This is a genomic window from Curtobacterium sp. MCBA15_005, from assembly GCF_001864855.1.
Lineage (GTDB): Bacteria > Actinomycetota > Actinomycetes > Actinomycetales > Microbacteriaceae > Curtobacterium > Curtobacterium flaccumfaciens.
Genome location: NZ_MJGL01000003.1, coordinates 419,016 through 435,062, shown reverse-complemented (window position 1 = coordinate 435,062; position 16,047 = coordinate 419,016). Strand labels below are relative to the sequence as shown.

Genomic DNA, 16,047 nt, shown 5'->3' with positions numbered 1-16,047 from the left:
CGCAATCCGCGCCACTCAATCAATCGCCACGGCGGTGCACCACGGGGGCCGAGTCCCCGCACGCCATGGCCCGACTCATGTCCGTTCGGAGCAATCTCTACATGACAACCACTACGACCAAGGCTCCTAAGCAGGTCGCCATCAACGACATCGGTTCGGCTGATGACTTCCTGGCCGAGGTCGAGAAGACCCTGAAGTTCTTCAACGACGGTGATCTCATCTCCGGCACCGTCGTGAAGATCGACCGCGACGAGGTCCTCCTCGACGTCGGTTACAAGACCGAGGGCGTCATCCCCTCGCGCGAGCTCTCGATCAAGCACGACGTCGACCCCAACGAGGTCGTCGAGGTCGGCGACGAGGTCGAGGCCCTGGTTCTCCAGAAGGAGGACAAGGAAGGCCGCCTCATCCTGTCGAAGAAGCGTGCGCAGTACGAGCGTGCGTGGGGCGACGTCGAGAAGATCAAGGAGTCCGACGGCGTCGTGACCGGGACGGTCATCGAGGTCGTCAAGGGCGGTCTCATCGTCGACATCGGCCTCCGTGGCTTCCTCCCCGCCTCGCTCATCGAGCTCCGTCGTGTCCGCGACCTCACGCCGTACCTCGGCCAGGAGATCGAGGCCAAGATCCTCGAGCTCGACAAGAACCGCAACAACGTGGTCCTGTCGCGCCGTGCGCTCCTCGAGCAGACGCAGTCCGAGTCCCGGACGACGTTCCTCAACAACCTCCACAAGGGCCAGGTCCGCAAGGGCATCGTGTCCTCGATCGTCAACTTCGGTGCGTTCGTGGACCTCGGCGGCGTCGACGGTCTCGTCCACGTCTCCGAGCTCAGCTGGAAGCACATCGAGCACGCCAGCGAGGTCGTCGAGGTCGGTCAGGAAGTCACCGTCGAGATCCTCGAGGTCGACCTGGACCGCGAGCGCGTGTCGCTCTCGCTCAAGGCGACGCAGGAGGACCCGTGGCAGGTCTTCGCCCGCACCCACGCGATCGGTCAGATCGCACCGGGCAAGGTCACGAAGCTCGTCCCGTTCGGTGCCTTCGTCCGCGTTGCCGACGGCATCGAGGGTCTCGTGCACATCTCGGAGCTCTCGAACAAGCACGTCGAGCTCGCCGAGCAGGTCGTGTCGGTCAACGACGAGGTCTTCGTCAAGATCATCGACATCGACCTCGACCGTCGCCGCATCTCGCTCAGCCTCAAGCAGGCGAACGAGGGCGTGGACCCGGAGAGCGACGAGTTCGACCCGGCGCTCTACGGCATGCCGACCGAGTACGACGACAAGGGTGACTACAAGTACCCCGAGGGCTTCGACCCGGAGACCAACGAGTGGCTCGAGGGCTACGACACGCAGCGCACCGAGTGGGAGGGCCAGTACGCGGCCGCCCAGGCGCGTTGGGAAGCCCACAAGGCGCAGGTCGCGAAGACCATCGCCGACGAGGCGCAGGGTGGCTTCGACCTCCCGGCCACGGCTTCCTCGTCGTCGTCGACCTCGTCGTTCGCCGGCGAGACGGGTGGCGCAAGCCCCCTGGCCGACGACGCGTCGCTCGCTGCACTCCGCGAGAAGCTCAGCTCGACCAACAACTGATCGAGCGGTTCGTCCCGACCGGAAGCCCGGCACCCCTGACAGGGTGCCGGGCTTCCGGCGTTTCCGGGCATCGGGGTCGTTACCCTGTTGCCGTGCACATCATCGGACTCACGGGCGGCATCGCCGCGGGCAAGTCGACCGTCTCCCGGCGCTGGACCGAGCAGGGGGCCGTCGTGGTCGACGCCGACCGACTCGCGCGGGACGCCGTGGCACCCGGCAGCCCGGGCCTGGCGCAGGTCGCCGAGCGGTTCGGGCCGTCGGTGATCGCCGCCGACGGTTCCCTCGACCGGCCGGCGCTCGGGTCGATCGTGTTCGCGGACCCCGCGGCGCGGAAGGACCTCGAAGCCATCACGCACCCCGAGGTCTGGCGGCTCGCGCAGCAGGCGTTCGACGCCGCCGAGGCCGCCGACCCCGACGCCGTGGTGGTCTACGACGTGCCGTTGCTCGCCGAGGCCCGAGGCTCGCGCCCGCTCCGGTTCGACGCGGTCGTGGTGGTCGACGCCCCCGCGGCGCAGCGCATCGAACGGCTCGTCGAGCACCGCGGGATGGCCCGTGACGAGGCCGAGCGTCGCGTCGCCGCCCAGGCGAGCGATGCCGACCGTCTCGCCCTCGCCGACCACGTCGTCGACGCCACCGGGACGCTCGAGCAGACGATCCGCTCCGCTGACGAGGTGTGGGCGCGGATCACGGCATGAGTCACCGTCTGCTGCTGGTCCTCGCCGCGATCGTCCTCGTGGCGATCGGGGCCGGTTCGCTCGTCGCCGCGAACGTCCTCGGTGCCCAGCGTGTGGCGGACAACGGCCGGGTCGCTGTGCACGAGCGGCCGTCGGGTGACGAACACGGGCCTGACGGCGAGTTCCACCGGTTCCGGCTCGGCACGGTGAACGGTGAGCGGCTCACCCCGAACCGCGACGACTTCGCCGCGCGCACGTCGGCCGACGGTCCGCTCCTGTTGTTCCTGCCCGCGACCCGGGCCCGTCCGGCCGAGTACCAGCGGTTCCTCGGGGCCGCGTTGGCCGACGGCTACCACGTGCTCGGCCTCGACTACTGGAACCTCGGTCGCACGCTGTCCGGCACGTGCGAGGCGGACGCGCGCTGCTACGGCATGGTCCAGCGGAACCGCTTCGACGGCACCCGGCCGTCGGAGTTCAGCGCGGTCAGTCCGGCTGGGTCCATCGTCTCGCGCTTCCGCGACGCCGTCGCCTACCTCGACGACCACGACCCCGACGGTGGCTGGGGGCGGTTCGTCCAGGGCGACGACCGCATCGTCTGGAACGACGTCGTCGTGGCCGGACACTCGCAGGGCGGCGGAGAGGCGGCGTACATCGCGCACATCCGCAGTGTCCACGGCGCGCTGATGTTCTCCTCGCCCGTCGAGTCCCGTGGGCCGTCGCACGCAGCGTGGATGGACCGCCCCGGCCGGACACCGGTCGACCGGATGTACGCCATCGACGACGTCCGTGACACGTTCGGCCCCCGCATCACCGGCTCGTGGGACGTCCTCGGGCTGAGTGGCGTGTCCGGGCCGTTCGAGACGGACACCACCCCGCCCCTCGCCGGCGCGGACCCGCACGCGATCCTCACCGACCTCGGCGGCGACGGCAAGGCGCACTCCCTGATCATCAAGGACTCGACACCGCTCACCCGGGATGGCGTTCCCCGGATGCTCCCGCTCTGGCAGTGGATGCTGCACCGGTTCTCCACAGATCCCGCTGTTCCCTCCGACCGCTCATAGGGTCGCGCAATAGCCTTCCTGCGTGCAGCCCGTTCGCGATGAACCCGACCTGCGCTCGCTCATCCGGGCCCGTGCGGCCGACGGGGGCGAGCGCCACTTCCTCGAGGACGCTCGCTCCGAGCGCGTCCTGACGTACCGTGCGCTGGACGACGCGGTCACCGCCTGGTCGCGGACCTTCGACGCGATCGGCATCGCCCCGTCGGGTGCCGTCCTGGTCGACGTGGGCGACCCGCTCGCGTTCGCGGTCGTGCACCTGAGCGCCGTCGCCGCAGGTCTTCGGGCGATCCCCGTCGACGCCGGCCAGCCGGCCACCGAGCCCAGCCGTCTCGCCGACCTGATCGGCGGCGCGTCCATCGTCGTGTCCGACCGCGCGGTGGACGCGACCGTCCCCGGGGCACCGGCCAGCGGGATCGACCCCGCCACGTTCCTCCCGACCGCCGTCCGTGACGGCGACCCGCCCGAGGACAGCCCGCACGCGCCGGGTCAGGGGTCCGTCGTGCTGTTCACCTCCGGGTCGACCGGCACACCGAAGGGCGTCGAGCTGCCCGAATCGCAGCTGCTGTTCGTCGCCCGGGCCGTCGCGCGGCACAACCGGCTCGTGCCGGACGACCGCGGCTTCAACTCGCTGCCGCTGTTCCACGTCAACGCCGAGGTGGTCGGGCTGCTCGCGACGCTCGTCGCCGGCGCGACCCTGGTGCTCGACCGGCGCTTCCGTCGCACCGGTTTCTGGGACCTGCTCGCCGAACGACGGATCACCTGGCTGAACGCCGTCCCGGCCGTCCTGGCCGTCCTGGCGAAGACCGGGCCGCTCGAGTTCCCGTCGGGCCTGCGGTTCGTGCGCAGTGCGTCGGCGCCGCTGCCCGATCCCGTGCGCGCCGCCCTCGGCGACGTGCCGCTCGTCGTGAGCTGGGGCATGACCGAGGGCGCCTCGCAGATCACGGCGACCCCGCTGGACGAACCGGCCCGGCCGGGGACCGTCGGGGTGCCGGTCGGGTCCGAGGTGCAGGTCCGCGGCGAGGACGGCTCGCTCCTGGCCACCGACGAGATCGGCGCCCTGTGGGTGCGTGGTCCGGGGATCGTCCGCGGGTACCTCGGGGGCCGTGCGTCCGAGCGGTTCGACGCCGACGGCTGGCTCCACACCGGTGACGTCGGCTCCCGGAGCGCGGACGGCTGGGTGTCCCTGGCCGGGCGTTCCGACGACGTCATCAACCGCGGTGGCGAGAAGGTCTACCCGTCCGAGGTCGAGGACGTCCTGCTCGGCGATCCACGTGTGCTCGAGGCGGTCGTCGTCGGCCGCCCCGACGACGTGCTCGGTGCGGTCCCCATCGCCTACGTGATCCCGCAGCCCGACGAACCCGTCGACCACGCAGCCCTCGTGGCTGATCTCGTGGCCCGGGCGGAGGCGCACCTGACGCGGTTCCGCCGACCGGTCGAGGTCATCGTCGTGCCCGACCTGCCGCGTGCACCCACCGGCAAGGTGCAGCGTGCGAAGGTCCGGACCATGGCCCGACCCTCGTGAACCGACCAGCACGCGTGTCCCCGGCGTCGACCGCCGCTGAGCCGGGGGTGCAGACGCCGACGCGCACGGCGGAGGGCAAGCCCCGGCACCTGTACGAGGTCGACGTGCTCCGCATCCTCACGTTCGCGTGCGTGATCGGGGTGCACACCACGAGCCACACCGCCGCCGCCGACGACGTCGGGCTGAACGCGCTGCTCGCCCTGCTGCACTTCACCCGGCTGGTCTTCTTCTCGCTGACCGCGTTCGTGCTCGTGTACAGCTACACCTTGCGCCCGCGGCCGATGGCGCAGTTCTGGCCGAAGCGGTTCCTGCTCGTGGGCGTGCCGTACCTGGCGTGGTCGTTCGTCTACGTCGCGGCGGCGTGGCTGCTGAGCCCGACCCGCCGTGGCGACGTCCCGGACCTGGTGCGCACCGCGGCCGAGGGCATCGTCACCGGCACCTCGTGGTACCACCTGTACTTCCTGCTCGTGACGATGCAGGTGTACCTGCTCCTGCCGGTGATCGTCTGGCTGGTGCGCCGGACCCGCGGGCACCACGTCACCGTGCTGATCGTGGCGTTCCTGGTCCAGCTGGTGGTGTTCGCCGGGTACAAGTACTTCCCGGCGAGCGACGCGTGGATGCAGGGGTACCAGAAGCAGTTCTTCTTCTCGTACGTCTTCTTCATCGTCTCCGGGGCGATCGCCGCCGACCACGCGGACGCGTTCCTGCGGTTCATCCGGGTCCACCGGCGTTCGGTGCTGTGGGCCTTCGCCGGCGTCGGTGGGCTCACCCTCGGCGTGTGGGCGCTGCAGGTCGGCCTCGGGCAGTCCCTCTACGCCGCGGGGACACCGCTGCAGCCGATCCAGGTGGTCTGGAGCACCGCGGTGTTCGTCGGGTTCCTGGCGATCGGCGCCGCCTGGGCGGACCGCCGGCGACCCGGCAGCCGCACCGCCCGGTTCGTCGACTACGCGTCCGATCGCTCGTTCGGCATCTTCCTGAGCCACCCGTTCGTCATCTGGATCCTGCTCTACGGCGACAGCTGGCTCGAGGCCGTCGTGCCACGGCCGTGGCTCACCCTCGTCGCCTACGTGCTCGTGCTGGTGCTGTCCGTCGCGGTGACCGAGCTGTTCCGGCGGACGCCGCTCAGCGTGCCGCTGACCGGCCGGCCGTCGTTGTCCTCGTGGGCGTCGCGAGCGGCGCGGGCGCGTCGTTCCGCAGGAGCGACGGTGCCCCGGCGGTCGCCGGAACCGGTTGAGCCGGACGACGCCCTCGTCGGCGAGACCGACGACGTCGGGCGGCGCGCCGCGCGCTGAGCGCCCGTGCGCAGAGCGCACCGCGCACCGCGCAGCTCTCGTGCGAGGTTCCGTCCGTGGTGCGATGGTGACGCCGTCCCACGGAATCCGGAACCTCGCACCAGCCGTGCGGGGCGGTGGACGCGGGGCGGGCGGCCTGGAGGCACGTGGCGGGCCCGACCCGCGCCTCCCGGCCGTCGCGTGCGGACCACCAGGGCCGGCGCACGTTCCGCGCGTCGCCCGTCAGGCCGGGCGCTGCTCGGCCTTCGGGGTGCCGATCTCGAGCACACCGTCGGTGGACGTCAGCCGCTGCGGCTTCATGAACCAGGCGACGACGGCCGCGGCTCCGAGCAGGACGCAGGAGAGCGCGAAGGGCACCTGCCAGCCCGAGGCGTCGATGAGCAGGCCGAACACGATGGGCGAGACCACACCGGCGATGCCGAACCCGGTGTTCATGAAGCCCGAGGCCGTGCCGGACCACTGCGGCGCGACGTCCATCGGGATCGCCCAGAGGTTGGCGTTGCAGAGTTCGAGGAAGAAGAACGACAGGGCCAGCGAGATCGTCGCGACGAGCAGGCCCTGCCCGATCACGAGCGGGATGAGGCAGAGGAGCGAGCCGCCGAGCCCGATCACCAGGATGGTCCGGCGGGCGTTCCGGGTGTTCCCGCCGCGGTGGATGATGCGGTCGCTGAGCATCCCACCGACCGTGTCCCCGACGACACCGGCCAGCAGGATGAGGGTGGTGAACAGCGCGAAGTCGCCGATCTCCAGGCCGTAGGTGGAGCTGAGGAACGTCGGGAGCCACGTGAGGAACACCCACAGCGTCCAGCCGTACCCGAAGTCGACGAAGGTGACCGGCAGGATCTGCTTCGCCATCTGCCGCCACGGCACCGGGGGACGGGTCGCGCGGGTCTCGACCGGCGGGAGCTCGGCGAGCTCGACCTGCGTGATGCCCTTCGCGGACTCGGGCTTGTCGCGGAACCAGACGAACCAGACGACGGCCCACGCCAGGGACAGCACCGCGGTGGCGAAGAACGCCCAGCGCCAGCTGCCCGTCGCGCCGATCACCCAGGCGACGATGAGCGGCGCCAGGGCGTTGCCGAGCCGTGCCGCCGAGTGGACCACGCCCTGGGCGAAGCCGTTCCGGTCGCGGGGGATCCACCGGCTCATCGCCTGCGTGGCGGTCGGGAAGGCGGCGGCCTCGCTCAGCCCGAGCAGGGCCCGTGCGGCGAAGAGGGTCCAGAAGCCGACCGCGAACCCGGTCCAGAGCGTCGCGACGCCCCAGATCACCGTGATGACGAAGAGCGCCCTGCGCGGGCCGAACTTCTCGCTGATCGTGCCGCCGAACACCTGCAGCAGGGCGTACGGCAACGAGAACGCGGAGACGATGAGGCCGGCGGTCGCCTCGTTGAACCCGAACTCCTCGGTGATGTGCGGCAGCGCGGTCGAGATGTTCGTCCGGTCGATGTACGAGATCGCGTACATGCAGCAGAGCAGGACGAGCACACGCCCGCGGATGCGTCCGCGGAACGGGGTGCCCTTGATCGGTGCGGCCGGGGTCGCCGTGGTCATGAGGCCTCTTCGGGGGAGCGGGAAGGAGTCGGGTGACTGAACGGATCGGACGGTATGCCCGGCCACCATCAGTCGCCTTGGAGCCTGCTTGCAGCGGACAATACGCCGAGGGCGAGCAGGGGGCCTCGGTGTCAGGGGTGCCGACTACCGTTGTCCCCATGGGTGTTGCGATCGAACCGACCCGAGCGGTGCGTCCGTTCGAGGTCATCAGCGAGTACTCGCCGAGTGGCGACCAGCCCGCGGCCATCGCGGAACTCGCCGGGCGGATCAACGCCGGTGAGACCGACGTCGTGCTGCTGGGTGCGACCGGTACCGGCAAGTCGGCGACGACCGCGTGGCTCATCGAGCAGGTGCAGCGGCCGACGCTGGTGCTCGCGCACAACAAGACCCTCGCGGCGCAGCTCGCCAACGAGTTCCGCAGCCTGATGCCGAACAACGCGGTCGAGTACTTCGTCTCGTACTACGACTACTACCAGCCCGAGGCGTACGTCCCGCAGACGGACACCTTCATCGAGAAGGACTCCTCGGTCAACGCCGAGGTCGAACGGCTCCGGCACTCCACGACGAACTCGCTGCTCAGCCGGCGCGACACCGTGGTGGTGTCCACCGTCTCCTGCATCTACGGTCTCGGCACCCCCGAGCAGTACATGAACGCATCGGTCGCGCTCCACGTCGGCCAGACGATCTCGCGCGACCAGCTCGTCCGCAAGTTCGTCGCCATGCAGTACCAGCGCAACGACGTCGACTTCGCCCGGGGCACGTTCCGCGTGCGCGGCGACACCATCGAGATCATCCCGATGTACGAAGAGCACGCGATCCGCATCGAGATGTTCGGCGACGAGATCGAAGCGCTCTCCTCGCTGCACCCCCTCACCGGCAACGTCATCGACGACCTGCCCGCCGTGTCGATCTTCCCGGCCTCGCACTACGTCGCGGACACCGACGTGATGCACCGGGCGATCGCCTCCATCAAGGAAGAACTCGCGGAACGGCTCGCCGAACTCGAGGGCCAGGGCAAGCTGCTCGAGGCCCAGCGCCTCCGGATGCGCACCACGTTCGACATCGAGATGATGGAGCAGATCGGGTTCTGCTCGGGCATCGAGAACTACTCGCGGCACATGGACGGGCGTGGTCCGGGCGAAGCACCGCACTGCCTGATCGACTACTTCCCCGACGACTTCCTCATCGTCATCGACGAGTCGCACGTCACCGTGCCGCAGATCGGCGCGATGTACGAGGGCGACGCCTCGCGCAAGCGCACCCTCGTCGAGCACGGGTTCCGCCTGCCGAGTGCGATGGACAACCGCCCCCTGAAGTGGGAGGAGTTCCTCGAGCGCGTCGGGCAGAAGGTCTACCTGTCGGCCACCCCCGGTCGCTACGAGCTCGGTGTCACCGACAGCGTGGTCGAGCAGATCATCCGCCCGACCGGTCTGATCGACCCCGAGATCGTGGTCAAGCCGAGCGACGGCCAGATCGACGACCTGCTCGAGGAGATCAAGCAGCGGGTCGAGAAGGACGAGCGCGTCCTCGTCACCACGCTGACCAAGCGCATGGCCGAGGAACTCACCGACTTCCTCGGGAACGCGGGCGTGCGCGTCCGGTACCTCCACTCCGACGTCGACACCCTCAAGCGCGTCGAGCTGCTGACCGAGCTGCGGCAGGGTGTCTACGACGTGCTCGTCGGCATCAACCTGCTGCGCGAGGGCCTCGACCTGCCCGAGGTGTCGCTCGTGGCGATCCTCGACGCCGACAAGGAAGGCTTCCTCCGCTCGTCGACGTCGCTCATCCAGACGATCGGTCGCGCTGCCCGCAACGTGTCGGGCCAGGTGCTCATGTACGCCGACAAGATGACCGACTCGATGAAGACCGCGATCGAGGAGACTGATCGCCGTCGTGAGAAGCAGGTCGCCTACAACCTGGAGCGGGGCATCGACCCCCAGCCGCTCCGCAAGAAGATCGCCGACATCACCGAGGTCCTGCAGCGCGAGAACGACGACACGAAGGCGCTCCTGCAGGGTCGCCCCGGCTCCGACGGTCGTCGGTCGCCCACGCCGAACCTCAAGCGCGGCGGCATCGCGGGCGAGGGCGCGACGCAGCTCGGCGCCACCATCGCCGACCTGAACGACCAGATGCTGCAGGCTGCGGCCGAGCTGAAGTTCGAGCTCGCGGCGCGACTGCGCGACGAGGTGCAGGACCTGAAGAAGGCCCTGCGCCAGATGGAGTCGGCCGGGCATGTCAGCTGACGGCGCCCGCACGGTCGTCGTGACCGGTGCGAGTGCCGGGCTCGGGTACCACGCCGCCGAGCAGCTCGCCGCGGCGGGGCACCGTGTGGTGCTGGCCACGCGCGACCGCCACCGGGCGGAGGCCGCCGAGCGCAGCATCCGGCGGCACGTCGACGGGGCCTCGCTCGCCCACGTCCACCTCGACCTCGCCGACCTCGACTCGGTCGACGCGGCCGCCCACGAACTCGCCGCGCTGGAACCCGACGGCGTCGACGCGGTCGTGAACAACGCCGGGGTCGTCGGGGCGTCCACGCAGGGGAGCACGGCGCAGGGCACCGAACTGCAGATCGGCACGAACCACCTCGGACACTTCGCGTGGACCGCCCTGGTCCTGCCCCTGCTCGAACGACGAGCCGGCCGGGTCGTGCACCTCGGGTCGATCGCCCACCGGTTCGCGCAGCTCGACGCGACCGATCCACTCGGGGTCGGTCGGTACTCGAGCCACCGCCAGTACGCCAGGAGCAAGCTCGCGGTGATGCTGTTCGGCTTCGAGCTCGCCGAACGACTGGCGGACTCGGGGTCGTCCGTGTCGAGCGTCGTCGCGCACCCGGGCCTGTCGCTCGACCGACTGTCCCCGGCCCGCCCGGACGTCAGCCCGACACGACCCGAACCCGAGTGGATCCGTCCGGCGCAGCGCCTCGTCGCCCAGGGCAAGGACGTCGGCGCCCAGCCGCTCGTGCACGCTGCCGTCGGTGCGGACGTGCGCTCGGGGGAGTACTGGGGCCCGGCGGGCTGGATGCAGCTCCGTGGCCCGGCCACGGTGGTCGCGGCCGAACCACGGGCGCACGACCGGACGGTCGCAGCGCAGCTCTGGGCGGCGAGCGAGCGTGCATCCGGTGTCGCGTTCGCTCTCGACGCACTCGTCTGACCCTCCATCCCGGCCGAATGTCGGTGCCGCTTCGTAGAATCGACGACGATGACCATCACCTCTGACCCCGGTACCTCGACGTCGGGCCGGAACGCCTTCGGCGAGCCCGCTGACCTCCACCTCCCCGGCGGGACCGCACCGCACAGCACCTCCACGCTCAGCGTGCGCGGCGCGCGCGTGCACAACCTGCGTGACGTCGACCTCGAGATCCCCCGCGACTCGCTCGTCGTGTTCACCGGCCTGTCCGGCTCGGGCAAGTCCTCGCTGGCGTTCGACACGATCTTCGCCGAGGGGCAGCGCCGGTACGTCGAGTCGCTGTCCGCCTACGCGCGCCAGTTCCTCGGCCAGGTCGACCGTCCCGACGTCGACTTCATCGAGGGGCTCTCGCCGGCGGTGTCGATCGACCAGAAGTCGACGAACCGCAACCCGCGGTCGACGGTCGGCACGATCACCGAGGTCTACGACTACATGCGTCTGCTCTGGGCGCGCATCGGGGTCCCGCACTGCCCGACGTGTGGCGAGGTGATCAGCAAGCAGACCGTGCAGCAGATCGCCGACCAGCTCATGCAGTTCGAGACCGGCACCCGCTTCCAGGTCCTCGCACCCGTGATCTCGAAGAAGAAGGGCGAGTTCGTCGACCTCTTCCAGGAGCTCGCGGCGTCCGGCTACGCCCGCGCGATCGTGGACGGGGAGCGCATCCAGCTCAGCGACCCGCCCAAACTGAAGAAGCAGGTCAAGCACGACATCTCGGTCATCGTCGACCGCCTGGTGGCGAGCGACGACATCCTCGGTCGTCTCACCGACTCGCTCGAGACCGCCCTGCGCCTGACCGACGGCACCGTCGGCATCGACCTGGTGGACCACGAGGGGCCCGGAGCGGTCCGGACCTACTCCGAGAACCTCTCCTGCCCGAACAACCACCCGCTCGCGCTCACCGAGATCGAGCCGCGCACGTTCTCGTTCAACGCGCCGTTCGGTGCCTGCCCCGAGTGCTCCGGCCTCGGCACGCGCATGTCGGTCGACCCCGACCTGGTGCTCGGCGACCCCGAGGCCTCGTTGCGTGACGGCGTCCTGCTGCCCTGGACCGGGACGAGCGGGCTGTACTCCTACTTCGAGAAGCTCCTCGGCGGCCTCGGCAAGGAGCTCGGCTTCTCGCTCGACACCCCCTGGAACCAGCTCGACCCCGCGGTGCAGGCGTCGATCCTGACCGGCAAGGACTTCCAGGTGTCCGTCTCCTGGCGCAACCGCTTCGGCCGCGAGATGCGGTACACGAGCGGCTTCGAGGGCGTCATGCCCTACATCGAGCGCAAGTTCGCCGAGGCCGAGTCGGACTCGCAGCGGCAGCGCTTCCAGGGCTACCTGCGCGAGGTCCCGTGCCCGGTGTGCGAGGGAACCCGTCTCAAGCCCGAGGTGCTCGCGGTGACGGTCAACGACCGCAGCATCGCGGACGTCACCGACATGTCGCTCGACAACGCGTACTCGTTCATGGACGAGCTGACGCTGACCGACCGTGAAGCGCACATCGCCGCCGCGGTCCTCCGCGAGATCCGCGCACGCCTCGAGTTCCTGCTCGAGGTCGGCCTGAACTACCTCACGCTCGCACGTGGTGCCGGTGGTCTGTCCGGCGGCGAGGCGCAGCGCATCCGACTCGCGACGCAGATCGGTTCCGGGCTGACCGGTGTGCTCTACGTGCTCGACGAGCCCAGCATCGGCCTGCACCAGCGCGACAACCGTCGACTCATCGACACCCTGGTCAAGCTCAAGGACCTCGGCAACACGCTCATCGTCGTCGAGCACGACGAGGACACGATCCGCACGGCCGACTGGGTCGTCGACATCGGCCCCGGCGCCGGCGTGAACGGCGGCAACGTCGTGCACTCCGGCTCGTACGAGGGCATCATCGAGAACCGTGAGTCGATCACCGGTGACTACCTCGCCGGTCGACGCGCGATCGAGGTGCCGGCCGAGCGCCGCAAGGTCAACCTGAAGCGCGCCATCACCGTGCAGGGCGCCCGCGCGAACAACCTCAAGTCGATCGACGCGGACTTCCCCCTCGGTGTGTTCACCGCGGTCACGGGCGTGAGCGGTTCCGGCAAGTCGACGCTGGTGAACGACATCCTGTACAAGGTGCTCGCCAACCAGCTCAACGGCGCACGGCACATCGCGGGCAAGCACACCCGGGTGAAGGGCCTCGACCAGCTCGACAAGGTCGTGCACGTCGACCAGGCACCGATCGGCCGTACGCCACGGTCGAACCCCGCGACCTACACGGGCGTGTTCGACCGCATCCGTCAGTTGTTCGCCGAGACGCAAGAGGCCAAGACCCGTGGCTACCAGCCCGGCCGCTTCAGCTTCAACGTCAAGGGCGGCCGCTGCGAGAACTGCGCGGGCGACGGCACGATCAAGATCGAGATGAACTTCCTGCCCGACGTCTACGTCGCGTGCGAGGTCTGCGGTGGTGCGCGCTACAACCGGGAGACGCTCCAGGTGCACTACAAGGGCAAGAACATCTCCGAGGTCCTCGACATGCCGATCAGCGAAGCGGCCGAGTTCTTCGAGCCGATCTCGGCGATCCACCGGTACATGGCGACCCTCGTCGACGTGGGCCTCGGCTACGTGCGCCTGGGCCAGAGCGCGACCACGCTCTCCGGCGGCGAGGCGCAGCGCGTCAAGCTCGCCACCGAGCTGCAGCGTCGCTCGAACGGCCGCACGGTCTACGTGCTCGACGAGCCGACCACCGGTCTGCACTTCGAGGACGTCCGCAAGCTGCTCCTCGTGCTGCAGAGCCTGGTCGACAAGGGCAACACCGTCATCACGATCGAGCACAACCTCGACGTCATCAAGTCCGCCGACTGGCTGATCGACATGGGTCCCGAGGGCGGCTCCGGCGGCGGGACGGTCCTGGCGACGGGCACCCCGGAACACGTGGCGACCGTGCCGGAGAGCCACACCGGTGTCTTCCTGCGCGAGATCTTCGACGCGCAGGACGCCCGGGTCGGCAAGCAGCAGGCGGTCGGCGCACGCCAGGCCACCCAGAAGCAGCAGGGCGGCAGCCAGCAAGGCGACAAGCAGCAGGGCACGACCAAGAAGGCGAGCAAGCAGAAGGCGGGTGCTCGCTAGGTGGCGGACACCGTCCCGTGGCGTCCGAAGGCGGGGGAGATCCCGACCGACCCGGGCGTCTACCGCTGGCGTGACGAAGCCGGTCGGGTGCTCTACGTCGGCAAGGCGAAGAACCTCCGCGCCCGGCTGAGCAACTACTTCGCGCCGCTGCCGACCCTGCACGAGCGCACGCGGCGCATGGTCCTGACGGCGCGCAGTGTCGAGTGGACGACGGTCGGCTCCGAGATCGAAGCGCTCCAGCTGGAGTACACCTGGATCAAGGAGTTCGACCCGCCGTTCAACGTCAAGTTCCGCGACGACAAGTCGTACCCGTACATGGCGGTCACCCTGGGTGACGAGGCGCCGCGGGTGATGGTGACGCGCAACCGCAAGATCAAGGGCGCGAAGTACTTCGGTCCGTACCCGAAGATCTGGGCGGTGCACGACACCATCGACCTGATGATCAAGGTCTTCCCGATCCGGACGTGCTCGGACTCGTCGTACAAGAAGGCGATGCAGACGGGCCGCCCGTGCTTCCCGGGGCAGATCGGCAAGTGCGGGGGCCCCTGCTCGCAGAAGGTCACGATCGAGGAGCACCGTGCCCTCGTCGAGGAGTTCGTGCGCTTCATGAACTCGTACGACCGTCGGGTCATCACCGAGCTCCGGCAGCGCATGGGGGCCTCGGCCGACGCGATGCAGTACGAGCAGGCCGCGAAGTACCGCGACCAGGTCGAGGCGCTCGAAGCCGTGCTCGAGAAGTCCGCCGTGGTGCTCCGCGACTCGGTCGACCTCGACCTGTTCGGCATCGCGGAGGACGAGCTCGCCGCGGCCGTGCAGCTGTTCTCCGTCCGTGGGGGCCGCATCCGCGGTGTCCGCGGCTGGGTGGTCGACAAGGAGCTCGACATCGCCACGGGCGACCTCGTCGAGCAGATCGTGCAGGGCGTCTACGTCACCGACGAGCCCCCGCGCGAGGTCGTCGTCCCCGAACTGCCGGAGGACGCGGACGCGCTCCAGGAGTGGCTCAGCAAGCGTCGGAACGGGCGCGGCACGAAGCTCAGCACCGCACAGCGCGGCGATCGCGCCGGTCTCGCGCGGACGGCCGCGCAGAACGCCGGGCAGGCGCTCATGCTCTACAAGACCAAGCGTTCGGCCGACTACACCACCCGGGCCGCGGCACTGGCCGACATCCAGGATGCCCTCGGCATGACCGAGGCGCCGCTCCGCATGGAGTGCTACGACATCTCGCACCTGCAGGGCACGAACGTCGTCGCGTCGATGGTGGTGTTCGAGGACGGTCTGCCGCGCAAGGACCAGTACCGCCGGTACTCGATCGCCGAGACCACCGACGACACCGACAGCATGTACCAGGTGCTCGCGCGGCGACTGGCGCGGCTGGACGAGGACGCCGAGCTGCCGGACGTCCCGGACGTCACGACCGACGAGGTCGTCGAGGGGTCGAAGCCGACGAAACGGTTCGCGTACCGCCCGCAGCTGCTCATCGTCGACGGCGGCCAGCCCCAGGTGCAGGCCGCGAAGCGCGCGATGGACGAAGCCGGCGTGCACGACATCGCCCTGGTCGGCATCGCCAAGCGGCTCGAGGAGCTCTGGCTGCCCGACGACGACTTCCCGGTCATCCTGCCCCGCAACTCCGAGGCGCTCTTCCTCATCCAGCGCATCCGCGACGAGGCGCACCGGTTCGCGATCACCCACCAGCGCAGCAAGCGGAAGCGGGACGTCCGGTCGCGGTTGTCCGAGATCCCCGGTCTCGGCCCGAGCCGCGTCAACGCCCTGCTGAAGCACTTCGGTTCGGTCGCCCGGCTGCGCGAGGCCACGGCCGAGGACATCGGCGAGGTGAACGGGATCGGCCCGGCGACCGCTGCCGCCGTGGTCTCGAAGCTGGCCCAGACGCCGACGAGCGCACCGGCCACGAGCGCGTCGAGTGCCCCCGAACCGGACGCCGACGCGATCGCCGACACCGGAACCGTCACCGATCCCGGAGGCCCGGTGCGGGTCCCCGAGGTGACCGACGACGGTCCGCAGCGACCGTCGTGACGAACCCCGCGCCTCCCGGCCGTCACCGGGCGGTAGCCTGGTCCGGCAGCCGAGACCTCCCCGGGCGACGCG

At 69.9% G+C, this 16,047-nt stretch carries 10 protein-coding genes; 9 read left to right on the top strand and 1 reads right to left on the bottom strand.

The features are described from left to right. The first annotated feature begins 101 nt into the window (after nt 1-101). The 5 genes from rpsA (at nt 102) to BIU89_RS03230 (ending at nt 6,123) form a co-directional block, all read left to right on the top strand. Entirely contained in the window at nt 102-1,577 is a 1,476-nt protein-coding gene (rpsA, locus tag BIU89_RS03250) for a 30S ribosomal protein S1 (RefSeq protein ID WP_027465699.1), read from the top strand. A gap of 92 nt (nt 1,578-1,669) precedes the next feature. Then, nucleotides 1,670-2,272, top strand: coding sequence for a dephospho-CoA kinase (gene coaE, locus BIU89_RS03245; protein ID WP_071244743.1), 603 nt, complete (start codon nt 1,670-1,672; stop codon nt 2,270-2,272). Beyond that, nucleotides 2,269-3,312 (top strand): BPSS1187 family protein, encoded by a 1,044-nt coding sequence (locus tag BIU89_RS03240; RefSeq protein WP_071244742.1) that lies wholly within the window; start codon nt 2,269-2,271, stop codon nt 3,310-3,312. Before coaE ends, BIU89_RS03240 begins: the two co-directional genes overlap by 4 nt. A gap of 22 nt (nt 3,313-3,334) precedes the next feature. Continuing rightward, the gene (locus BIU89_RS03235; RefSeq protein WP_071244741.1) at nt 3,335-4,831 is read left to right on the top strand and encodes a class I adenylate-forming enzyme family protein; all 1,497 of its coding nucleotides are present in this window, start codon (nt 3,335-3,337) and stop codon (nt 4,829-4,831) included. Between the two features lie 47 nt (nt 4,832-4,878). Beyond that, on the top strand, nt 4,879-6,123 hold the full coding sequence (locus tag BIU89_RS03230) for an acyltransferase (protein WP_175474961.1): 1,245 nt from the start codon (nt 4,879-4,881) through the stop codon (nt 6,121-6,123). A gap of 222 nt (nt 6,124-6,345) precedes the next feature. Here the strand turns inward: BIU89_RS03230 and BIU89_RS03225 are convergent, their stop codons facing one another. Then, on the bottom strand, nt 6,346-7,674 hold the full coding sequence (locus BIU89_RS03225; RefSeq protein WP_071244739.1) for an MFS transporter: 1,329 nt from the start codon (nt 7,672-7,674) through the stop codon (nt 6,346-6,348). Between the two features lie 170 nt (nt 7,675-7,844). Here BIU89_RS03225 and uvrB point away from each other — a divergent pair, with 170 nt between their 5' ends. Genes uvrB through uvrC form a run of 4 tightly spaced genes read left to right on the top strand, consistent with a single transcriptional unit; the run spans nt 7,845 to nt 15,975 of the window. Next, entirely contained in the window at nt 7,845-9,917 is a 2,073-nt protein-coding gene (gene uvrB, locus BIU89_RS03220; RefSeq protein ID WP_027465695.1) for an excinuclease ABC subunit UvrB, read from the top strand. Next, nucleotides 9,907-10,824, top strand: coding sequence for an SDR family NAD(P)-dependent oxidoreductase (locus BIU89_RS03215; protein ID WP_071244738.1), 918 nt, complete (start codon nt 9,907-9,909; stop codon nt 10,822-10,824). Before uvrB ends, BIU89_RS03215 begins: the two co-directional genes overlap by 11 nt. A gap of 48 nt (nt 10,825-10,872) precedes the next feature. Further along, a complete protein-coding gene (gene uvrA / locus BIU89_RS03210) occupies nt 10,873-13,944 on the top strand; it encodes an excinuclease ABC subunit UvrA (RefSeq protein ID WP_071244737.1) in 3,072 nt (1,023 codons plus the stop codon). Continuing rightward, nucleotides 13,945-15,975: an excinuclease ABC subunit UvrC gene (gene uvrC, locus BIU89_RS03205; protein ID WP_071244736.1), complete on the top strand. Its 2,031-nt coding sequence runs from the start codon at nt 13,945-13,947 to the stop codon at nt 15,973-15,975. The last annotated feature ends 72 nt before the right edge of the window (nt 15,976-16,047 follow it).